22 protein-coding genes are annotated in these 20195 nt (G+C 61.7%); 9 read left to right on the top strand and 13 right to left on the bottom strand.

Annotation, left to right across the window (positions count from 1 at the left end; all coding sequences use genetic code 11):
- Positions 1 to 44 precede the first annotated feature (44 nt).
- From AADH44_RS00360 to AADH44_RS00350, 3 genes are all read right to left on the bottom strand, one after another.
- On the bottom strand, positions 45 to 506 hold the full coding sequence (locus tag AADH44_RS00360; RefSeq protein ID WP_341953382.1) for a hypothetical protein: 462 nt from the start codon (positions 504 to 506) through the stop codon (positions 45 to 47).
- 168 nt (positions 507 to 674) lie between these two features.
- Entirely contained in the window at positions 675 to 1943 is a 1269-nt protein-coding gene (locus AADH44_RS00355; protein ID WP_341953381.1) for a DUF262 domain-containing protein, read from the bottom strand.
- Between the two features lie 273 nt (positions 1944 to 2216).
- Entirely contained in the window at positions 2217 to 2852 is a 636-nt protein-coding gene (locus AADH44_RS00350; protein ID WP_341953380.1) for an NUDIX domain-containing protein, read from the bottom strand.
- A gap of 88 nt (positions 2853 to 2940) precedes the next feature.
- On the opposite strand from AADH44_RS00350, the gene AADH44_RS00345 reads away from it, so the two are divergent.
- The 5 genes from AADH44_RS00345 to AADH44_RS00325 all read left to right on the top strand — a co-directional run bounded on the left by AADH44_RS00345 (position 2941) and on the right by AADH44_RS00325 (position 7516).
- Entirely contained in the window at positions 2941 to 3885 is a 945-nt protein-coding gene (locus AADH44_RS00345) for a DUF6569 family protein (protein ID WP_341953379.1), read from the top strand.
- A complete protein-coding gene (locus tag AADH44_RS00340; RefSeq protein ID WP_341953378.1) occupies positions 3882 to 4781 on the top strand; it encodes a hypothetical protein in 900 nt (299 codons plus the stop codon). Before AADH44_RS00345 ends, AADH44_RS00340 begins: the two co-directional genes overlap by 4 nt.
- Before the next feature lie 71 nt (positions 4782 to 4852).
- A complete protein-coding gene (locus tag AADH44_RS00335) occupies positions 4853 to 6256 on the top strand; it encodes an ADP-ribosylglycohydrolase family protein (RefSeq protein WP_341953377.1) in 1404 nt (467 codons plus the stop codon).
- Positions 6257 to 6347: 91 nt separating this feature from the next.
- Positions 6348 to 6947, top strand: coding sequence for a helix-turn-helix transcriptional regulator (locus AADH44_RS00330; RefSeq protein WP_341953376.1), 600 nt, complete (start codon positions 6348 to 6350; stop codon positions 6945 to 6947).
- Positions 6944 to 7516, top strand: a complete 573-nt coding sequence (locus AADH44_RS00325; protein ID WP_341953375.1) for a hypothetical protein — start codon at positions 6944 to 6946, stop codon at positions 7514 to 7516. The genes AADH44_RS00330 and AADH44_RS00325 overlap by 4 nt, the downstream gene beginning before the upstream one ends.
- 34 nt (positions 7517 to 7550) lie before the next feature.
- Here AADH44_RS00325 and AADH44_RS00320 read toward each other — a convergent pair whose 3' ends face one another.
- The 6 genes from AADH44_RS00320 to AADH44_RS00295 form a co-directional block, all read right to left on the bottom strand.
- A complete protein-coding gene (locus AADH44_RS00320; protein ID WP_341953374.1) occupies positions 7551 to 8486 on the bottom strand; it encodes a DNA-3-methyladenine glycosylase 2 family protein in 936 nt (311 codons plus the stop codon).
- A gap of 63 nt (positions 8487 to 8549) precedes the next feature.
- Positions 8550 to 9578 carry a LacI family DNA-binding transcriptional regulator gene (locus tag AADH44_RS00315; RefSeq protein ID WP_341953373.1) on the bottom strand — a complete coding sequence of 343 codons (1029 nt, stop codon included), beginning with the start codon at positions 9576 to 9578 and terminating at the stop codon, positions 8550 to 8552.
- 61 nt (positions 9579 to 9639) lie between these two features.
- Entirely contained in the window at positions 9640 to 11055 is a 1416-nt protein-coding gene (locus tag AADH44_RS00310) for a GH1 family beta-glucosidase (RefSeq protein WP_341953372.1), read from the bottom strand.
- 38 nt (positions 11056 to 11093) lie between these two features.
- Positions 11094 to 11939 carry a carbohydrate ABC transporter permease gene (locus AADH44_RS00305; RefSeq protein ID WP_341953371.1) on the bottom strand — a complete coding sequence of 282 codons (846 nt, stop codon included), beginning with the start codon at positions 11937 to 11939 and terminating at the stop codon, positions 11094 to 11096.
- On the bottom strand, positions 11936 to 12910 hold the full coding sequence (locus AADH44_RS00300) for a sugar ABC transporter permease (protein WP_341953370.1): 975 nt from the start codon (positions 12908 to 12910) through the stop codon (positions 11936 to 11938). Before AADH44_RS00300 ends, AADH44_RS00305 begins: the two co-directional genes overlap by 4 nt.
- 150 nt (positions 12911 to 13060) lie before the next feature.
- Entirely contained in the window at positions 13061 to 14314 is a 1254-nt protein-coding gene (locus tag AADH44_RS00295; RefSeq protein ID WP_341955020.1) for an ABC transporter substrate-binding protein, read from the bottom strand.
- Positions 14315 to 14621: 307 nt separating this feature from the next.
- On the opposite strand from AADH44_RS00295, the gene AADH44_RS00290 reads away from it, so the two are divergent.
- The 4 genes from AADH44_RS00290 (at position 14622) to AADH44_RS00275 (ending at position 18251) form a co-directional block, all read left to right on the top strand.
- Positions 14622 to 15545 (top strand): rhodanese-related sulfurtransferase, encoded by a 924-nt coding sequence (locus tag AADH44_RS00290; RefSeq protein ID WP_341953369.1) that lies wholly within the window; start codon positions 14622 to 14624, stop codon positions 15543 to 15545.
- A gap of 56 nt (positions 15546 to 15601) precedes the next feature.
- Positions 15602 to 16627, top strand: coding sequence for a 6-phosphofructokinase (locus AADH44_RS00285; RefSeq protein WP_341953368.1), 1026 nt, complete (start codon positions 15602 to 15604; stop codon positions 16625 to 16627).
- 104 nt (positions 16628 to 16731) lie between these two features.
- Entirely contained in the window at positions 16732 to 17721 is a 990-nt protein-coding gene (locus tag AADH44_RS00280) for an MDR family oxidoreductase (RefSeq protein ID WP_341953367.1), read from the top strand.
- A gap of 122 nt (positions 17722 to 17843) precedes the next feature.
- Complete coding sequence (locus AADH44_RS00275) at positions 17844 to 18251, top strand: DUF1304 domain-containing protein (RefSeq protein ID WP_341953366.1); 408 nt, start codon at positions 17844 to 17846, stop codon at positions 18249 to 18251.
- 58 nt (positions 18252 to 18309) lie between these two features.
- Here the strand turns inward: AADH44_RS00275 and AADH44_RS00270 are convergent, their stop codons facing one another.
- Genes AADH44_RS00270 through AADH44_RS00255 form a run of 4 tightly spaced genes read right to left on the bottom strand, consistent with a single transcriptional unit; the run spans position 18310 to position 20118 of the window.
- On the bottom strand, positions 18310 to 19062 hold the full coding sequence (locus AADH44_RS00270) for a uroporphyrinogen-III synthase (RefSeq protein ID WP_341953365.1): 753 nt from the start codon (positions 19060 to 19062) through the stop codon (positions 18310 to 18312).
- Between the two features lie 42 nt (positions 19063 to 19104).
- Positions 19105 to 19329, bottom strand: coding sequence for a DUF3618 domain-containing protein (locus AADH44_RS00265; RefSeq protein WP_341953364.1), 225 nt, complete (start codon positions 19327 to 19329; stop codon positions 19105 to 19107).
- Positions 19329 to 19757 carry a phage holin family protein gene (locus AADH44_RS00260; RefSeq protein ID WP_341953363.1) on the bottom strand — a complete coding sequence of 143 codons (429 nt, stop codon included), beginning with the start codon at positions 19755 to 19757 and terminating at the stop codon, positions 19329 to 19331. Before AADH44_RS00260 ends, AADH44_RS00265 begins: the two co-directional genes overlap by 1 nt.
- Before the next feature lie 7 nt (positions 19758 to 19764).
- Positions 19765 to 20118 carry a YtxH domain-containing protein gene (locus tag AADH44_RS00255; RefSeq protein ID WP_341953362.1) on the bottom strand — a complete coding sequence of 118 codons (354 nt, stop codon included), beginning with the start codon at positions 20116 to 20118 and terminating at the stop codon, positions 19765 to 19767.
- Positions 20119 to 20195 lie beyond the last annotated feature (77 nt).

Below are 20195 nucleotides of genomic sequence, written 5' to 3'. Positions count from 1 at the left end.
GGCTTCCCCACCGTCCCGGCCGCGACCTCACCCGTAGTCCGCTGTCAGGCTGCTACATCCTCGTCGTCCTCGTCGGCGTACTCTTCGAACTCGATGCTCGAAGATTCCGGGATAACCGACTTTCCCGTTGCGAGTTCAATAAGCCGCACCAATGCGGCCTGTCTGGATTTCATGAACTCGTCGAAGCCGTCAGAGTGGAGCAAGTTGGGGTCGATGAGGTGCGTGCGCAATCGCGTGTCGATTTCTTCCCGGTGAGTAGGTGCACTCTTCGCATCCCCGCCCTCGAGCGCTTTCAGATACGCACTAGGGGCTGAACCGCCAATGATTCGGTTAGTTCTCGAAGTCAACGGCGTCTTGTTGATTATGGAGTCGTACACCTTGCTGTCGATGCCTTGACTCTTACACCAAGCCTTGGGAAAGATGTGGTGGATGTCGACATTCTCGTCAAAGAAGACCGTGTGTGTGAAGGCCTGACCCGTGCGGAAGTCTTTTGCTCCTTCGTTCATCAGGAGAGCATTGACGCCCTTATATGCCGCCGATTGACGCATTCGCATCGTTCTAAGTCGATCAGCGCGTACGGTCGCGTTGTGCACAGTGGCAGGAGCATCGCCACCATCAATCCACTTCAGAACTTCCACGAAGTCCTTAGCGACGCGGGTCTCCGTCGACGAGCCCTAGAGCTCGCCAAACACGCCATTCCAATACCACTCGGTCAGTTTGTGTGCCACACCAGCTTCTTCTGCACGCTCTCCCAGTTCGGCGAGAATCGCGGCGATCGGAACCACTTGGCTCTGATAGGGAAGGTCCCTAACTTTAAACACTCCAAGCCGGACCAGGAATTTTGCGGCCAGATTGAACCCATCTTCTGCCTTGTCTTGGTACTTCTTGTACGCGTCCAGCGGCAGATTGAGAAGCGCCTGGCGGTTTATTGAGACTTGCGGAAGCTCTTTTCCCGTCTTACCAACCGCTGCTGCTTGCTCGCGCAAATCACGTGTGTGGAATAGCGAAATTACCTGCAGAAAGTCCGTATTGCCCACGCCGCTCAGAACTCCTTGGTCCGCGGAGGGCATGCGCACCTGATCCTTTAGGCGCCGTTGCCTCCCTGTTTTTCCTGGCGAGTCATACCAATCCTTGCGAAGCTCGTACCCGTCGGCGGCATACATCGCGGTAATGAGTTCGAACGCATCCAGAGACTTTCCTCCGGTATTCACCTTTTCGAAGACCACGCACACTGCCTCCTTGCTGGTGGACTTATCCAACTCAATAACGGGAACAAGATAGCCAGCGACATTCTGAATAATCGATTCGTGGAAATCGCTAATGCGCCTAAAACGTTCCGGAAAGTCTGGCTCCGAGCTATAGCGATCAATATATGACTTCTGCCAGTCGTGCCAGTTGAGAATCATCGACACCGGGAACATCATGCTTTCGATTTCGAGTTCTCTGCTCGAAAGGTCAAGTTCAACTTTCCGGCCAAAGTCTGAAGTGATTCGCTTCTCTTCGGGAACCGAAATGACAGCCTCCTCTCGATCTATCGTCGAGTCGAGCGCCCGATTGATATCGATATAGAACCAGCGAGCGACTTTCTGTTTACGAGGGGTAACCGTGTGGATTACATCGCCGCGAACCAAGACTTGATAAAGCGAGGTCAGCCTCTGTTGCCCATCGAGGAGCAATGCGTCGGGGGACACCGCGCCATCAGCTATCTCAGACCCTTCGATCATTCGTGGCTGGAACTCCACGGTGCCACCGGTACCCAGCGTCATGACAGCGCCTATGGGGAATCCGCGAGAAACTGAAGCGATGAGGCTCTTTATACGCTCTTCATCCCAGACCCAGCTCCGTTGAAAGTCCGGAAGCTGAAGCTGGCCAGTGTGGCAGTCATCAAGCAGCTTCGTCAGCTTTACCGAACTTGCCGTAAACATCGACCCTGTTGAGCTCACTGTGTTTGTACTCCTCATTCGGTTGCTGGTTTCACTCAAACTATCTGGATTTTGCATCTCTTGCTGCTCCGATCGAACGATTGACCAAACCAAGCCACGAAGAATTTTCTGTTTTGGCGCTAGCCAACCTTGGATGGCAACCCCCTGCAGAGTCGAATGTCGTTGAGCCCAAGATTGCCCTCCCAATCAGTCGGAGGCTGGGCTCAAACTTTGACGTAGTAATTCCGTCCCGCCAAGTATTAGCGGCAAGCAACGGCACCGACGAGGATCGAGTCAATTGCACACAAACAGTCGCGCCGGCTTTCCCACCGTTCCCGCCGCAACCTCGCCAGTGGCCCGGAGCCGCGGCTCCATCGCGCGCCGAAACGTGTCGCGCATCTGCGGCTCACCAGCTACCGTCTCGTGCAGCTGCTGCAGTTGGCGCAGGGTGAATGGGCGTTCCAGCAGGCCGGCCGGATCCGGCGTTGACGCGTAGCTTGAGCGGATGCTTGCCACCGCTTGGTCGAGGATGTCATTGTGGCCATACGGGAGTGAGCCAGCATCCGTGACGGGCACGACCTTAGCGAGAGACTTGTCGATCGTGAGGCGAGACCAGGGCACCACATCGAGGTGCGCGACCGAGAGCACCCAGCCGCGATTGTCGCGAGCGGGGTCATCGAAGACGTGGAGTTGGCGAGGCGACAGGCCTGATACCCCCGCCTTGGTCTGCAGCGAGCGCAGCACGGCATCCGCGAGCCTCTCCCCCTCGTGGAGGAAGGTTCCAGGGAGGCGCCAGTCGTTGCCGGTTCGCACGAGCAGCACGCTGAGCGCAGCGCCCGGCGGCACGGTCAGCACGGCGGTGTCGACGGCGACGGAGGGGCGCGGGTAGTCGGTCAGAGCCCGGTCGTGTGAGTCGCGGTAGATCTCCATGCAGATGATTATCGCAGATTCGCGCTAAATGTCAGTGGGGTGTCATACTCTGAATTTGCGCAACAGTGCGCTAACTATCGGAGGCATCATGAACAGAGTGATTCACCGCCACCAGAACAGGCCACTCCCCCAGCTCCACGTCGGCCACGGCAGCCACCACGGCGCCCTCAGCATCTTCCCCCTCTGGGTCGACTCGCCCCGCGTCACCGGCCTCGACTGGAAGGCCAGCAGCATCCGCACCGCCGAACGCGAAGGCTCCCCCGTCGTCAGCGAACTCGTACTGCACAACAGCACCGCCCGCCCCGTCGTCGCTCTCGAAGGCGACCTCCTGAAAGGCGGTTGGCAGGATCGGATGCTCGCCCGCAGCCTTCTGCTCGAACCCTTCGAGGCACGCGTCGCCGAAGTGCTCTGCGTCGAAGCCGGGCGTTGGGGTGCACGCTCGGTCGAGACCTCAGCAGTTCACGAGGCCAGCGGCCGCCGCAGTGCGCTCAGCGTGCGGCGCGGCAACGCGGGCGGCGGTGAACGCGACGGTAGCCAGCAGTCAGAAGTGTGGCAGCGCATCAGCCGCATCGAGAACACCCTCGGCGCTACTGCCAGTTCGTCGATGCTCGATCATCTCGACCGTTCCGCGCCGCTTCAAGCCCGCCCACTCGACGGCCAGCGCGGCGTCATCATCGGCATCGGCGGTCGCGTGATGGGAGCAGAACTCTTCGGCAACACCGCCGGGCTGCGCAGTCGGTGGCAGGGCATCCTCGCCGCCGCTGCCCTTGACGCCCAGCTCGCCCCGCAGCGACGCACCACCGCCCACGACGCCCGCGTCTTCACCCGTCACCTGCAGAGCGTGACCCTCGAAGACGGCGGAGACGCGGGACTCGCCCGCGCAGTACGGTCACAGCAGGGCCGACTGCGGGCATCCGGAATCGTGAACACGAACGTGCACACCAGCATGCACACCAACACCAGCGCACCAACAGCCAGCATCATCCACCTCATCGCGTTTGACGACGCGCACCCCCTATTGGAGAACGCATGAGCGAGCCAACCCCCGCCCGAGAACGCCCCATCCCCGAACGGCAACGTTTCTACACCCGCTTCACCGACACCGGCTTTCTGCACGTCGGCACCTTCACCGGCATCACCCTCGACGGCGAGCGCCGCTACTTCATGTGGCAAACGGATGACTGGAACGAGATCTACCTCTCCGGGTTCGAGTACTACCGTGACGATGATGACACCCACTTTGCCGAGAGCAGTCGCGACGAAATTCGGCAGCTCAGCCCCGACGCGGTGGAGACCGAACCGGGCGGCGGGAGCTTTCTCGACGCCTACTTTGGGCGGGATCCCGATGACGAGATGTATCAAAAGAAGCGCAGCCCGGAAGGCGAGATTATGAGCGACACAACCGACGCGACCGACGCAACCGGCCTCGAGGATGACCACGCGACCGACACCGACACCGACGACATGCTCATGACCGAAGTGGATGCCATGGTGCAGCACGGCATTGCCGTCGGCATCGCGTCGATCGCCCACCGCGGGCAGACCGACAAGCTCGGCTACGACTACATCGATCACCCTGCCCGCGTGGCCGAGAGCTTCGATTGGCTGAACCAGCCGGTCGAGCACTGCGCCGCGTGGCTTCACGATGTGATCGAAGACACCGACATCACCGCCACCGACCTGCTGAAGGCCGGGATACTGCCCGAGATAGTGGAGGCGGTCGTGCTGCTGACTAGGCGAGAGGATGTCGCCGACGCCGACTATTACGAAGGCATCCGCCAGCATCCGGTCGCTCTCGCGGTGAAGCTCGCAGACATTGATGACAACCTCGCCGAGTGGCGTTTTCGCAAGCTCGACTACGACCTTCAGGTGCGGTTGTCGAACAAGTATTTTCACGCCCGACAGCTGCTGCAGGCGATACCCGCGTGATGCGTGCCCGCTGAACCCCCAGCGAACAATTCACCCTTTGACGATGCAGCATCCGACCCCACGGAGAACCCATGAAACTTTCTAGTGCACAAACTGATCGCGCCACCGGCGTGATGCTGGCGATGGCCTGCGGTGATGCTCTCGGCGCCGGCTACGAATTCGGGCCTCCCTTCGAGGGCGAGGTTGCGATGAAGGGTGGCGGTGGCTTCGGCTGGGCGCCCGGCGAATGGACCGACGACACCTCCATGGCCGTGCCCATCCTGCGCGCGGCCGCCTCCGGTCGTGACCTGCGCGACGAGGCTGTGCTCGACGAGATCGTCGCGGCCTGGGTCAACTGGGCCAAGACCGCTCCGGATGTCGGGGTGCAGACCAGCGGAGTGCTGCGCGGCATCGAACCTACCGCGAGCGCCGCCCGAGCATCCGCCCGCCGGGTGCATGATGCTCGCGGTCGCAGTGGCGGAAACGGCTCGCTCATGCGCACCGTCCCCGTCGCACTCGCCTACCTCGGCGATGCCACCGGGCTCGCCGAGGCGGCCCGCGCGATCAGTGACCTCACCCACTTTGATGAGGATGCCGGCGACGCCTGCGTGCTCTGGAGCCTCGCCATCCGTCACGCAATCCTCACCGGCGAGGCGGATGTTCGGGTCGGGCTTTCGACCCTCGCCCCCGACCGCGCCGCCCGCTGGGCCGCATTCATCGCGGACGCCGAGACCCGACAGCCCCGCGATTTCACCAAGAACGGCTGGGTTGTCGAAGCGCTGCAGGCCGCGTGGTCGGCGATCGTCAATGGCGAGAACCTCGTCGACACCCTCAAGCGCGCCGTGCGGGGTGGCCGCGACGCCGACACCGTTGCCGCCATCGCGGGTGGTCTCGTGGGTGCCCGCTGGGGACTCTCCGCGATCCCCGCTGCCTGGCAGCGCATCGTGCACGGCTGGCCGAACCTCACGAGCCTCGACTTGGTGCGCCTCTCCACCGAGATCGTGCGCGGTGAGCCGGTGCCCGAACGCATCGACTACACCGAGTTAGGTGACGTGTCGACGCTCGTGCGGCATCCGCACGACGCCGGCGTCTGGCTCGGCGCGGTTGGCGCGCTCGACACCCTTCCGCCCGAAGTGGATGCCGTGGTGTCACTTTGCCGCATCGGCTCTAAGCAGGTGCCGGCCCGCATCCGCCACCGCGTCGAGGTGCGCCTGATCGACAAGTCGACGCCCTCCGAGAACCCGAACCTGCTCTTCGTGCTCGCCGATGCAGCGGATGCCGTGGCCGCCCTGCGCGCCGAAGGCCACACGGTGCTGCTCCACTGCGTGCAGGCGCACAGCCGCACCCCGACGGTCGCTGCGCTCTATGCCGCGCGGCACCTCGGGGTGCCGATCGACACGGCGCTGGCGGAGGTGCGCGCGGCCCTGCCGAACGCTCGCCCGAACGGGGCATTTCGCGCGGCGCTTGCCGACGCTTCGCTAGCTAGTCGCAGCTAAGCACCAATCGAAGTCGCGCCGGTTATGCGTAAATGCATAGCCTCTGAAGTACACTGAACCTCAGTACTCGTGACTCGAGAGGGGAAAACCGATGACGCTCGCAGCCGAAACGATCCGTACCGCTCGCACTCGCGCGGGCATCAGCCAGGCCGCACTCGCGCGCCGCGCCGGCATCGCGCAGTCGACAATCAGTCGCATCGAGCATGAAGAAATCGACCCGACCTGGGCGACGATGCAAAGCCTGCTCGCTGCCACGGGCTGGGCGATCAACCCGCAACCAACAGCCACAGCTCAATTGCTCTCGCCGGAAACGGTATCCCGGGCGATGGCGCGAAGTCTGCGCAAAGGCGACGCGGAGTCAGCCATTCGAGACCTTACTGAAGGCGTAGGGCGCCTAATTCGCGCCGGCGAGGCCGGTGAGAACCTTCCCCAGTGGGCCATAGCGCAACCGTCGAAGCCGATCGGGATCCCGCTCTGGGACATCTTCGTCGCGACCGCGTTTGCGTACGGACTCGAGCGTGCGGGCCAAACCCCACCTCAGTGGATGCTCGATGCACCGTCATTGCCCCACGAAACCTCACCCGGCGACGACCCCAGTCCAGAGTTTCGGGACTGGCTGCGAGCGCGAACACCGCCGGTGTTCCTGAACAAGAACATTCTTTCGCGGTCTGAAGACTGGGCGATCGCATGAACGGCGGCTACCGTCAGCTCAACGCGAGCGAGATCAAAGAACTACTCGGCGAGCTCCTCGAACGCGCCGCCGCCGAGGGTGTCGAGGTCGACGCCTACGTCATCGGCGGCGCCGCGATGGCGATCCACTTGGGCCGAACTCAGCTCACGCCCGACGTCGATGGCCTCTTCTTCCCGTTCGAACGCGTCAAACTCATCGGAAGACAGATGGCTGAAGAGCACGGCCTGGATCCCGACTGGGTCAACGAGAATGCCCGCCCTTTCATCACGTTCGACACAACAGACCCGAGACTTTTCGTTGAGGTCGAACTCCGTGGGCATAAAGTTCGGCTTGCTTCGCAGCGCGCCCTTCTCGCAATGAAGATGGCACGGTATGCGCGCAAGGACTATGCAGACATCACAGCGCTGATCCTCTCGTTGGGCATTACACGCACTGAACAGATTGTCGACCTGACATACGACGTACTCGGCGAAGAGTCGTTGTCGCTCACCGCTGGTCGGGATGATCTGGTGATATTGGCCGCAGAGGCACTGGCGCGGGTGAAGCGAGCGATGGAACAGCCGCACTGAACTCGCAGTAGCGCAGCCTGTCTCCCGTGAAATGCTAGTGCGAGCGGTGATCCTGAATCGTCATGCGCGCGCCAAACGCTGGCTTGCGAAACCCGGATGCCGTGATCAGTCGCACAACCCGCTGACGGTGGCCGCGCCAGGGCTCGAGCAGTTCGAGCATCCGCTCATCGTCGACGGGTTCGCCGATCAGGGCCCAGCCGACGACCGCGGCGAGGTGGTAGTCGCCGACGCTCGGGCTGTCGGGATCGGCGTGCGAGCGCTGCGCGGTTTCGGCGGCCGTCCACACTCCAACACCCACGACGGATCGCAGCGCGGCCTCGACGCGCGGCCCACCGCGGCCCCAAACGGCTGTGCGCTCAAGGGATGCCGCTACTTTCGTAGCGCGCATGACGGTCGCCGAACGCTGCGGCCCGACTCCCGCGCGGTGCCACTCCCACGATGGAATCCGCGCCCACTCCTGCGGCGTTGGCACCACGCGCATTCCGGCCGGGGCGGGCCCGGGCGCTGGTGAACCGAACTTGGTGACGAGGATGCGCCACCCCCGCTTCGCTTCGACACCCGTGACCTTCTGCTCGAGGATGGCCATCACGAGCGCTTCAAACACGAGCGTTGTGCGAGTGAGTCGCAGCCCGGGGTTCTGCCGCTGCGCCTCGGCAGCAAACGGAAGCGCCGAGATATCGAAGTCGCTCCAGTCGTCACCCTCGCCCAGCAGCTCGGGAACGCTGTCAATCGCCCACTCCGCTCCGGCACCCCACGCAGTGCACTCCACGTGCGATCGGTGTTGCACGAGGAGAAGCGTGGCCGGGCCAGCAGGCGTGAGCATAGTTCGCCACGTGCCCGCGGTATCCGTCTGCATCGTCGGATCACCAGCACCACGCTTGAGCGGTTGCAGGGTTGCGCGCACGCCAACCGGACGACCTGGCGCGTAACTCGTGCGCACAGGCTCGACGGCGGAGCGCGCGAAAGTCATAAAGCTAGGCTACGCGCCGCCACCGATAACGCTTCACGCGTCGGCCAACACGAATCAGCGAAACTACGCCGAGTCGCGCACCACAAGGTACGTCGGCATGATGGTGCGGTGCGGAACGGTCGTGTCTCCACTCAGCAGTCGCAGCAGAGTGTCCGCCATCGCGAAGCCCATCTCCTCAGACGGCTGACTCACCGTCGTGAGAGGCACAGCAGCGGATGCCGCAGCCGGGCTGTCATCAAACCCCACGATGGCAACATCCCTCGGTACGACCCTCCCCTGTTCGCGCAGCACGTCAAGCACCCCTGTTGCCATGAGATCGCTCGCAACAAAGAGGGCGTCGATGTCAGGGCAACGTTCGAGCAGTTTGCGGGTGGCCGCTGCGGCACCGGCGACCGAAAAGTCGGCGTGCTCGATTGCATCCGTGGCGATACCCGCACGCGTGAGAGTGCGGAGGAAACCATTGAACCGGTCAATCCCGGCAGACATATCGACCGGTCCGGTGATCGAGCCGATACGACGACGACCGATGTCGACAAGATGTTGGGTGCCCGTCTCGGCGCCCTCAGCGTTGTCGACGTCGACGAAATAGGCATCCGTGTTGTCATCATCCTCAGGGCGCCCACCGAAGACAACCGGCATTGTTGTTTCGAGTTCGGCCACGAAGTCGTCACCGGTGTGGTGCGAGATAATTAGGGCTCCGTCAGCACTGCCCGAGCGCAGATAACGCATTGTTTTGTGTTGAGGGTCGCTTGATGCGACGAGCAAATTAAGCGTGTAGTCGCTCTCATCAAGGCGGCGAGTGATCCCTTGAACAATCGCCGCAAAGTACGGGTCTCCAAAGAATCGGGTCATATCCTCGGGGACAACGAGGGCAAGTGCCTGAGTTCGGCGGTTCGCGAGCGAGCGAGCGGCCCGATTGGGCATGTAGTGCAGAAGCTCTATCGCCGCGTTCACTGCGACGACGATCTCTGGGTTCACCTTCGTCGACCCGTTCACCACCCGACTCACGGTCGCCCGCGACACCCCTGCCTCCGCAGCCACCATCTCCAAGGTGGGCTGCGCGGGGCGCGCCTGGCGCACTGGGGTTGTCATGACTCCAGTCTATTTGTGCACACGAGGCGCCCTCTCCCTAGTGATAGTGCAGACTCGCCCGCTAGGAGAGAGCCCGGTCGCGAATGATCTTCGCGTAGGCCAACCCGCTGTCCTTGATTGTGCGCTCTTGTGTTTCGTAGTCGACCCGCACAATACCGAAGCGCTTTTCGTATCCCCACGCCCACTCGAAGTTGTCGAGCAGCGACCAGTAGAAGTAGCCGTGCACGTCAACCCCCTGAGCGATGGCGTCGAGGATGGCGCCCAAGTGTGACCGCAAGAACTCGGTTCGTTTGACATCCCGCACGCTTCCATCTGCGTCAACGGTGTCGTCGTAGGCGGCGCCATTTTCGGTGACGTAAAGTTTTGTTCCTGCCGGCCGAGCGTATTCGCTGTCGACTCGAGCCAAGAGCTCGCGCAGTCCGTCGGGCTGAACTTCCCAGTTCATCGCGGTGAGCGGGAGTCCCTGCGGGTGGTTGTAGACACCATCGGCCGCGGGGAACGGAGAGCTCGTTGCCCGGTCGGTGGGGGCTTCCCCCAGAAGCGGATGCTCCGCCGGCCGATCGCTGACCAACTCGCCGTGGTAGTAATTCACGCCTAAAGCGTCGATCGGTTGCGCGATCTGGGCGAGGTCACCATCGTGGATCACTTCGCTGAGACCAAGGCCCGCAACATCCTGCAGAAGGTCGTCGGGATACGCTCCCCGGAAAATGGGGTCAAGGAAGAACCTGTTGAACTGTCCATCGATGCGTCGGGCGGCATCCACATCACCGGGGCTAGCGGGGTTGACGGGCTTGGCGACAGTCAGGTTGAGTGTGATGCCGAGCTCAAGTTTCGGGTCGCGTTCACGCAACGCTTCGACCGCAAGTCCGTGACCCAGCAGGAGGTGATGGCCAGCGGCGAGCCCTGCCTGCTTGCTTTGGCGGCCGGGGGCATGAACGCCGGCGGTGTAGCTGAGGAAGGAGGAGCACCACGGCTCGTTGAGTGTCGTCCACACGTCGACGCGGTCGCCGAGGGCATCGTGCATGTTGAGCGCATAGTCTCGGAAGAGGAATGCCGTGTCGCGATTAGCCCAGCCGCCCTTTTCTTCGAGCGCCTGCGGGAGGTCCCAGTGGTGCAGGGTCAGCCACGGTTTGATACCCGCAGCGAGCAGCTCATCGACGAGACGCGAATAGAAGTCGAGCCCCTTCGGGTTGACCGGGCCTCCGTCAGGTTGCACTCGCGACCACGACGTTGAGAAGCGATAGGTCTGCAGCCCCAAGTCCTTCATCAGAGCCACATCGTCGCGATAGCGGTGGTAGTGATCGCACGCGATCTCTCCACTTTCACCATTAATGACCGCTCCCGGAACGCGACTAAAGGCATCCCAGATGGAATCTGTTCGACCATCCTCGTGAGTCGCGCCCTCAATTTGGTAGGCGGCCGTAGCAGCACCAAAGAGGAATCCTGGCGGAAAAGCGCGGGGATCCAAAATAGTCATGTTCTCATTCTTCGTCACTGTCGAGTACTCGTGCACGGTCATCCCTTGACCGCGCCCTGCATGATTCCGGCAACCAGTTGCTTGCCGAGGAAGATGAAGACGAGGACCAGCGGGATGATCGAGAGCACGACGCCGGAAAGTACAAGCGAGTAGTCGACGTAGTAGGCGGCCTGCAGCTGCTGCAGCGCGACAGGCAACGTCGGGTTGCCGGGGTCGAGAACGATGAACGGCCAAAAGAAGTTCGTCCACGTGGCAATGAAGGTGAACAGCGCCAGCATTGCAGCGGCCGGGCGTGCGGCGGGGAGGCCGACGTACCAGAAGCTACCGATCATGGATGCCCCATCCATTCGCACCGCCTCAATGAGCTCGTCGGGCAGCGCATCGCGCAAGTACTGGGTCATCCAGAACACGCCGAATGCCGTAACCATCGCGGGAGCGATGACAGCCCACAGGCTTCCCGTCCAACCCAGGCGGGACATGACGATGAACAGGGGAACGATGCCCAGTTGCGTCGGCACGGCCATCGTCGCGATGACGAAGATTAGTAGCCCCTCTCTTCCGCGAAACTTCAGCTTCGCGAAGGCATAGCCTGCGAGGGTCGAGAACACCACGACACTGAGCGCGACGCTGGAAGAGACAATGATGCTGTTCATGAGCGCTGTCCAGAACGGGACGGTGTCGATCACCTTGGCGGCGTTGGCGAGGAAGTTGCCGCCCGGAATCCAGTTGATGCCGTTCTTATTGATGGCGGCAGCATCTTGACTGCCGATCAAGAACGACCACCAGATGGGGAACGCGGAGCCGAAGAGCACAGCAATCAGGATTCCGTAGACCCAGAATCCCGGGCGCCGGTCGTGGCCGCCAGCCTGTTGCTTCTTTTTCATCGCTTGCCCTTCGTCCGGATACGTCGTTCGGTGGAGCCGGCAATTCTGCGGGTGATCACGAAGTTCAGAATGGCGATCACAATAATCACGAGAAAGAGCAGCCAGGCTACGGCCGAAGCACGGCCAAAGTTGCGCTGGCCCCACCCGAGCTCATAGATGTAGAGAGTGAGCGTCTGCCACTGTCGGTTAGCTCCGCCCTGACCCGCTTGGTCAAACATCCGCGGTTCGTCGAAAATCTGCAGACCGCCAATCGTCGAAGTGATGATGACGAAGATGATCACGGGGCGCAGCAGCGGAACGGTGATCGACCAGAAAGTGCGGAAGCGATTAGCTCCATCGATAATCGCGGCCTCGTAATAGTCGCGAGGAACGGCCTGCATCGCGGCGAGGAAGATGAGCGTGGTGTAACCGGTCCACCGGAAGTTGACCATGGTGGCGATCGCAAGATGGCTCGAGATCACGTCAACATGCCACCGGATCGCGTCGATTCCGATGCCGCCAAGGATTTCGTTGATCAGCCCGAAGCGGTCTCCGAAGAGGTTGCTAAAGATGAGGGCGACTGCGACAGGGGCGACGACGTAGGGAAGGAGCACACCCATCCGCCAGAGGGTCTTCGCGCGCAGGTTGTAGTCGAGGAAGGCGGCGATGCCCATGGCGAGGAGAACCTGCGGAACGCTGGAGAACAGGAAGATGCTGAAGGTGTTGCGCAGCGAGGTCCAGAAATACGGCTGGCTGAGCACGGTGACGTAATTGTCGATGCCGACAAAATCGCCTTGACCACCAATCAGATTCCAGTCGTGCACCGAGACCCAGGCTGTGTACAGCAGGGGGAAAAGCCCGACAAGCGCAAACAGAATGAAGAAGGGCGAAATGTAGAGGTACGGGGAGAAGCGCACATCCCACCGGCTGAGTCGGTGATTGCGGGCAATGCGGCGGATGCTCCGGACATCCACGTCGATCGCTGCGGTCATCGGTGGTCCTTAGGTTTCGCGGTGGTGGGGCGCGGTGAATGGTGCTGAGGTCGAGTGCCGGCAGCGGGAATGCCAGCGGCGCGGTGGCCGAGCATCGGTGGTCGAACCTGTCGAGACTTGCCCGAGGCCCGACCACCGAAGTATCGCTAGTTAGCCGAGCGAGTTCACGTCAGTCTCGAACTGTGCCCAGGACTCGTCAGCCGACATCAGGCCGTCTTCAACCCGAGTGATCGCCTGCTGCATGGCGTCGTTGATCGCGAAGTACTTCGCGCCCTTGAACGGTGTTACGTCAACGGCTGCGGCCCGGTTGGCGAGAATTTCACCGGTCGGCGCATTGTTGAAGAACTCGTTCGTGGCACCGAGAAGTTCGTCACTCGCAAGAGCGTCGATCTGGCTCGGGAAGGTTCCCTTCGAAGCGAACGCACTGAGCTGCTGCTCAGGGGCGGTGAGCCACGCTGCAAGCTTTTGGGCTTCTTCTTGGTTCTTCGACTGGTTGGGAACGGTCAGGTACGAGCCGCCCCAGTTGCCTCCGCCACCGGGGAACGTGTCTGCGATGTCCCATCCAGCAACGCCGTCAGCGTTTCCGGAGATTACGCCGAGCATCCAACCTGGGCAAAGCATGGTCGCGAAGCCGTCATTCTGGAAGCTTGCGGTCCAGTCATCGCTCCACTGCGAGAGGTGCGCCGAGAGGGTACTACTCGCATCGAGAACACTGTCGTAGGCTTTGCGGACCTCGGGGTTCTCGGTGGCGATGATGCTGCCATCTTCTTTTTCGTAGGCGTTCGGGATCTGGTTGACGACGCCCTGCCACGTGGCTCCGGCTGAGTCGAACCACGGCACGTTGGTGCCAGCAGAAACGAACTTCTCGCCAGCCGCATAGTAGCTATCCCAGCTGGTCCCGAGCATGTCGGCTACCGCAGCCCGATCGGAGGGTAGGCCGGCTGCCTCGAAAAGGTCGGCGCGATAGCAGACGGCCTCAGGGCCGATGTCGGTGCCATAGCCGATGAGACGGCCGTCGGCATCCGTTGCTGCCTTTTCTTTCCAATCAAGCCAGCGACCGTCAACGTCGGTCGAGGCGAGGTCGATGAACTGGTCGGAGTACTGCAAGAGTTCCGGCAGCCAGTCGACCTCGATGGCCTCGATGTCGCTGAGTCCGCTACCTGCTGCAAGGCGCGTCGTAAGGTTGTCGCGCGCTTCGTTCGACGTTGCGGCCTTCTTGTGCTTGATGGTCACGTTCGGGTTGGCTTCTTCGTACTTTGCGAAGAGGTCGTCATAGCCGAATTCGTTGAACGTGGCGACGGTCAGTGTGACGTCACCGCCTGCCGAGGTTCCGGAGTCGGTTCCGGCCGAACAGCCGGTGGTGATGAGGGCGATGGATGCTGCGCCGGCGACGACTGCAGCCATTTTAGTGCGCGGGAAACGCTTCACGGTCACTCCTTTGTGTGTACGTGCGGGTGGTGCCTAGATGGGATGTGGTGATCCTCGTATCGCTCTGCTGAATTTCTGTGAGAGCGCTCTCACGAGTGTGAGAGCCACGTTAGGCGACTCTCTCCGCTCCTGTCAAGAGAGCGCTCTCACAAACTTTCTCCACACGACGCGATCCGCATCGCGGGATACCCCGCACGGCGATCCCACCGACCCGCTCCCCCCGACAACTACAGCCATGAAAGCTAGCGAGCCCGCACCCATCCAACCCCCGTAAACTTGCCCCGTGGCTGTTCCCAAGATTCTGCTTTTCTACGTGTTCACGCCGTTGGCCGACCCGGAGGCTGTGCGGTTGTGGCAGCGCGACCTCTGCGAGTCGCTAGGGCTCGGCGGTCGCATCATCCTCTCGAAGGATGGCATGAATGGCACCGTCGGCGGCGAACTCAAAGACGTGAAGCGCTACATCCGCAAAACGCGGGAGTATCCCGCCTTCAAGAACATCGACTTCAAGTGGAGCGAAGGCGAAGGCAACGACTTTCCGCGCCTCAGCGTGAAGGTGCGCGACGAGATCGTCAGCTTCGGCGCACCAGGCGAACTGCAGGTTGACGAAAACGGTGTCATCGGCGGTGGAACCAAGCTCAGCCCCGAAGAACTCCACGAACTCGTTGCCCGCACCGACGTCACCTTCTTTGATGGCCGCAACCCCATCGAGGCGGCCATCGGCAAGTTCACCGATGCCATAGTTCCGGATGTTGACACCACCCGCGACTTCGTCGCCGAACTCGACAGTGGCAAGTACGACCACCTCAAGAACACTCCCGTGGTCACCTATTGCACCGGCGGCATCCGCTGCGAAGTACTCTCCTCATTAATGCGCAGCCGCGGCTTCGGCGAGATCTATCAACTCGACGGCGGCATCGTGCGCTACGGCGAAAAGTATGGCGACTCCGGGCTGTGGAACGGTTCGCTCTACGTTTTCGACAAACGCATGGCCATCGACTTCACTGCCGACGCCGAAACCATTGGCCACTGCTACCAGTGCGGTGCGGCAACGAAGCGCATCGAGAACTGCCACAACCCCGCCTGCCGCGAACAATTCGTCGTGTGCGATGCGCACGCCGCAACCGTGGCGTGCGCCGCACATCCGATCCCCGTTTTGGAGACCGACGCAGAAACTGTCGCCCCACCACTCGCCGCGACAGTCAGGTAGACCGCGTCACGTCACCCGTGGCTCGCATCGCGGCCCGGATACGCCATGATGGTTTCATGAAGATTGGGATCCTGACCAGCGGTGGCGACTGCCCCGGGCTGAACGCGGTAATTCGCGGCGTAGTGCTCAAAGGCACCCAGGTTTACGGCAAAGAGTTCGTCGGTTTTCGTGATGGCTGGCGTGGGGTCGTTGAAGGCGACGCAATGTCGCTTGAACGCAAAGATATTCAGGGCATCTCCAAAGAGGGCGGAACCATTCTTGGCACCTCCCGCACCAACCCCTTCGAAGGCACCAACGGGGCAGATACCGTGCGCGAAAACATGGAACGACTCGGCGTTGACTCTCTCATTGCCATCGGAGGCGAAGGCACCCTTGCCGCAGCCAAGCGGTTGACGGATGCCGGAATCAAAATTGTCGGAGTCCCCAAGACCGTCGACAACGACCTTTCCGCCACCGACTACACGTTCGGCTTCGACACCGCCACGCAGATCGCCACCGACGCCATGGACCGCCTACGCACTACCGGCGACTCGCACGGCCGCTGCATGGTCGCCGAAGTCATGGGTCGTCACGTGGGGTGGATCGCGCTCCACTCGGGCATGGCCGCCGGAGCTCACGCCATCCTCATTCCTGAGCAGAAGACCAGCATGAACCAAATCGTGGAATGGGTGACCTCGGTGCGCAACCGCGGCCGCGCACCGCTGGTTGTTGTTGCCGAGGGATTCACCCTAGACACCATGGATGACGCACATTCTGAGCGCGGACTCGACGCCTTCGGTCGCCCCCGCCTCGGCGGAATCGGCGACCTCCTCGCCCCCGAAATTGAGGCGCGAACCGGCCTCGAAACTCGCTCAACCACGCTCGGCCACATCCAACGGGGTGGAACACCCACCTCTTACGACCGCGTGCTCGCTACTCGGTACGGAATGGCTGCTGTCGACGCGGTGGAGCATGGTCGTTGGGGCCGCATGGTGTCGCTGCGGGGCACCGAAATCACGCATGTTGCTTTCGAGGATGCTCTCGGCAAGCTCAACACGGTGCCGCAAGCCCGCTACGACGAAGCCGCCATCCTCTTCGGCTAACGCCCGTTTTTGCCCACACTAGCTGTAGGGCCGAAGCTGCGCTGCCAGCTGGCGGCCCGGCCCGAACGCGAGCGGCATTCAGCCTGCCCACCTAGGCTGGACTCATGTGGCGAGGAATCGAAGTAATAGCTCACGAGTCCGACAGAAAAGCTCCGGCCCGCGTCGAGCTTTCTGAGCAACTGGATGACAGCGTGCTCATGGAGGGCAATGTCACCATCGACATCGAGTTCTCAAGCCTTAACTACAAAGACGGCATCGCACTCACCGGCAGGCCAGGCATCGTGCGCGAGCCTCGCCTCATCGCGGGCATCGACCTCGTCGGGGTAGTTTCCGAAACCACGGATGACCGCTACTCCGTTGGCCAACGCGTTCTCGTCAACGGCTGCGGACTGAGTGAAACCCACCATGGTGGTTTCGCGGAGCGGGCCCGCGTTCCTGGCGACTGGGTGATCCCCGTTCCAGAAGAAATCAGCAACAAGCAGGCCGCCGCGATTGGTACGGCCGGTTTCACGGCGATGCTTTCTGTGCTCGCCCTAGAGCGCGGTGGCGTCACCGGAGATGTTCTTGTCACGGGTGCCGCTGGCGGTGTTGGGTCGATCGCGATCGCCCTGCTCAGTCGACGGGGATTCAGGGTGACGGCATCCACCGGTCGCGAAAGCGAACACGACTACCTGCGCCAGTTGGGTGCAACCACGATCATCGATCGCGCCGAACTCAGCGCCGAACCACGGGCACTGATGAAGCAGCGCTGGAATGGCGCCATTGACGCTGTCGGTGGCACCACCCTCGCTTCCGCCATCGCCGCCACCCAGTATGGCGGCACCGTGACCGCGTGCGGCAACGCCCAGTCGAGCGACCTGCACACCAGCGTGATGCCCTTCATTCTGCGCGGCGTGAGTCTCGTCGGCATCAACTCGGTCTTCACTCCGCGCGAGCGGCGCCTCGAGGCGTGGAGCCGACTCGAACGAGATCTTGACCTCGGCATCCTTGAGGACGCAACATCCGTGATCGGGCTCAGCGAAACCATCGCGGCGGGCGACGACATCATCGCCGGTCGCACCCGAGGGCGCACCGTGGTTGACGTGCACGCCTAACCGCGGAACTCGCACTCGCGACCGGGTAACACCCGGGTACGACCACACGAGCACGACCACACCTGTGCTCGACCACACCTGTGCTCGACCACATACGAGCACGCTGTGCCACACTTTCGACTATGAACAGTGTCTTGGCAGTCTTCGGTTCCGCTTTTGTTCTTCTTGCGGCCCTCATCCACATCATGATCTTTGTCTTGGAAAGCGTTCTGTGGCACAAAACTCGCGTGCAGAAAACGTTCGGTGTGCGCACCGCCGAAGAGGCCGCACTCATTAAACCGTGGGCCTACAACCAGGGCTTCTACAACGCGTTCCTCGCAGTTGGCGCCGCAACCGGGCTCGTGATGATGGGCTCCCTCAACCTGTGGCCAGCAGGAGTGGCACTCGTCATGTTTGCCGCATTGAGCATGCTGCTCGCCGCTCTGGTTCTCATCACCTCGCAGCCGAAAATGGCGCGCGCGGCAGCGATCCAGGGAGTGCCACCGCTGCTGGGCGTCATCTTCCTCGCGCTTGCCCTGACGGTGCGCTAGCGAAACAGCAGCCGCAAATCAAACGGGGCACGGCGCCGACTACCCGCGCTTAGCTGCGCTAGCGGCCCAAATACTCCGCAAGAGTTTCGACGAGCGATGCGCTCGACCGGTCTTCGGCAATCACGTGCACGGTGAGCCCAGCCGCGCGTGCGTCGAAAGCGGTGCGCGGGCCAATGCACGCCACAATTGTGGTGTCGGGCAGGGGGGCCAGCTGTTCAGCCACTTGTCGGGCGACCGATCCCGAGCTCACGAGCACGGCAGAGATGCGACCGGATGCGACATCCTCACGCACCTTGTCGGCCACGGGCACCCCGACCGTGCTGTAAGCCGAGACACTAACAACCTCGATGCCGAGCGCACCAAGTCCCTCAGGCAGGGTGGTATCGGCAAGATTGGATTGCGGTGTGAGCACCCGTAGACCCGGTGTGCGGTCGGGCCACTCCTTGACGAGACCTCGACCTGAGTTGTCGAACTCGGGCACGAAGTCGACTCGGTGGCCGGCAAGAGTGAGGGCGGCGGCGGTGGTTTCTCCGACGGCAGCGATCTTGGTGTGCTCAGGGATGGTGACGCCGCTCACGATGAGAACGTCAACCGTCGTTGCGCTCGTCACAGCAAGCCAATCGAACTGGCCATCGTTCAATTCATGAAATGCGTTAGCGAGCGCCGGGATGTTTGCGGAGGGCGCGAAATTGATGAGGGGTGCGATCACGGGCACTGCCGAATAATCCCTCAGCAGTGCAGCGACGTTGTCGCCCCAATGGCCCCCGCGTGGGACGAGCACGCGCAAACCATTGAGTGCTTTGCTAACCATGTTCCTATACTCCCCCTCTAAGGGAGTTAGACGCTAATCGAGCTAGTCGTCATCGCTTAAGATCGCCCACGCAACCACCGCGACCACAGACACCGCTGCAGCAGCTGCCCCAATAATCCAGGGCAGGGGGTTGCTCTCGTAGGAGCTGCGTGCGCGGGCAGTGACTTCGTTGACGCGCTTGCCAACATTGAACTTGTCTTCGATCGCGTTGAGGGTGTGTTCGAGTTCGGCGCGAGCCTGCTCGATCTTCTCGTTGTTTTCAGACATCATGACCTCCGCTTGCGTGTGCCTTTGATGGCACGAACGTCGTTCTTGATACTTGTAATGGTTTCGGTCGGTGCCGGCGGTGTGCCCTTTTTGACGAGGTTCACCCCGATCATCACCAACACAGCCGTGATGATCAGCAGCACTCCCGCGACGATGAGCGCAGCGGCCCAAGCGGGCAGCACTTCGGCGAGTCCGAGAATCGCTGCGGCAATCAGCACCATGAGAGCGAAGAGCGCAACGAAGGCGGCTCCGACAAACAGCCCGATCCCGATTCCTGCGTTCTTAAGCTTGCCGACGATTTCGGTCTTGAGCGACTCGATCTCGCCGCGAACCAGCTCACCAAGTAGGCGAGGCACGTCGGCGATGAGTGCCGCTAGTGAGCGCTTTGGTTCGCGCTGGGGGTCTGTTTTCGGTGATTCACCGTGCATGGCAGCCCTACTTTGAGTTAGTGGACTTCGTCGAGGATGCTGTTGACGAAGACTTCTTGGCGGCAGGCTTCTTTGCAGCAGCGGTCGTTGTTGTCGACTTAGTCGACGGACTCTTGCTGGTGCTCTTGCTGTGGGAGACCTGCTTTACGACCTTCTTGGCGCCATCTGCGAGAAATTCTGCAACCTCCGGCGCCTTGTCTTTCACAAAGTCTTCAGCGTTGTGGCGCTGTTCTGAAATGCGGGGATCGTTCCACATTTTCTTCGCCGTCGCTTTGATCTTTTCGTACTTTTCGCGACCAGCGCGAGTGCCCAGCACGTAGCCGATGCCGATTCCTACTACTAGGAGGATCTTGCCCTTCATGGCGAACTCCGTTTCTTGTTGCCGGATGTTTCTTCCAACATACTCGCGATCGCTGCAGCCCGCGCTCAGGTTTCACT

Origin of the sequence: Salinibacterium sp. TMP30 (assembly GCF_038397785.1) — a bacterium.
Taxonomy (GTDB): Bacteria; Actinomycetota; Actinomycetes; order Actinomycetales; family Microbacteriaceae; genus Rhodoglobus.
This window is presented reverse-complemented; position numbering and strand designations above follow the sequence as displayed.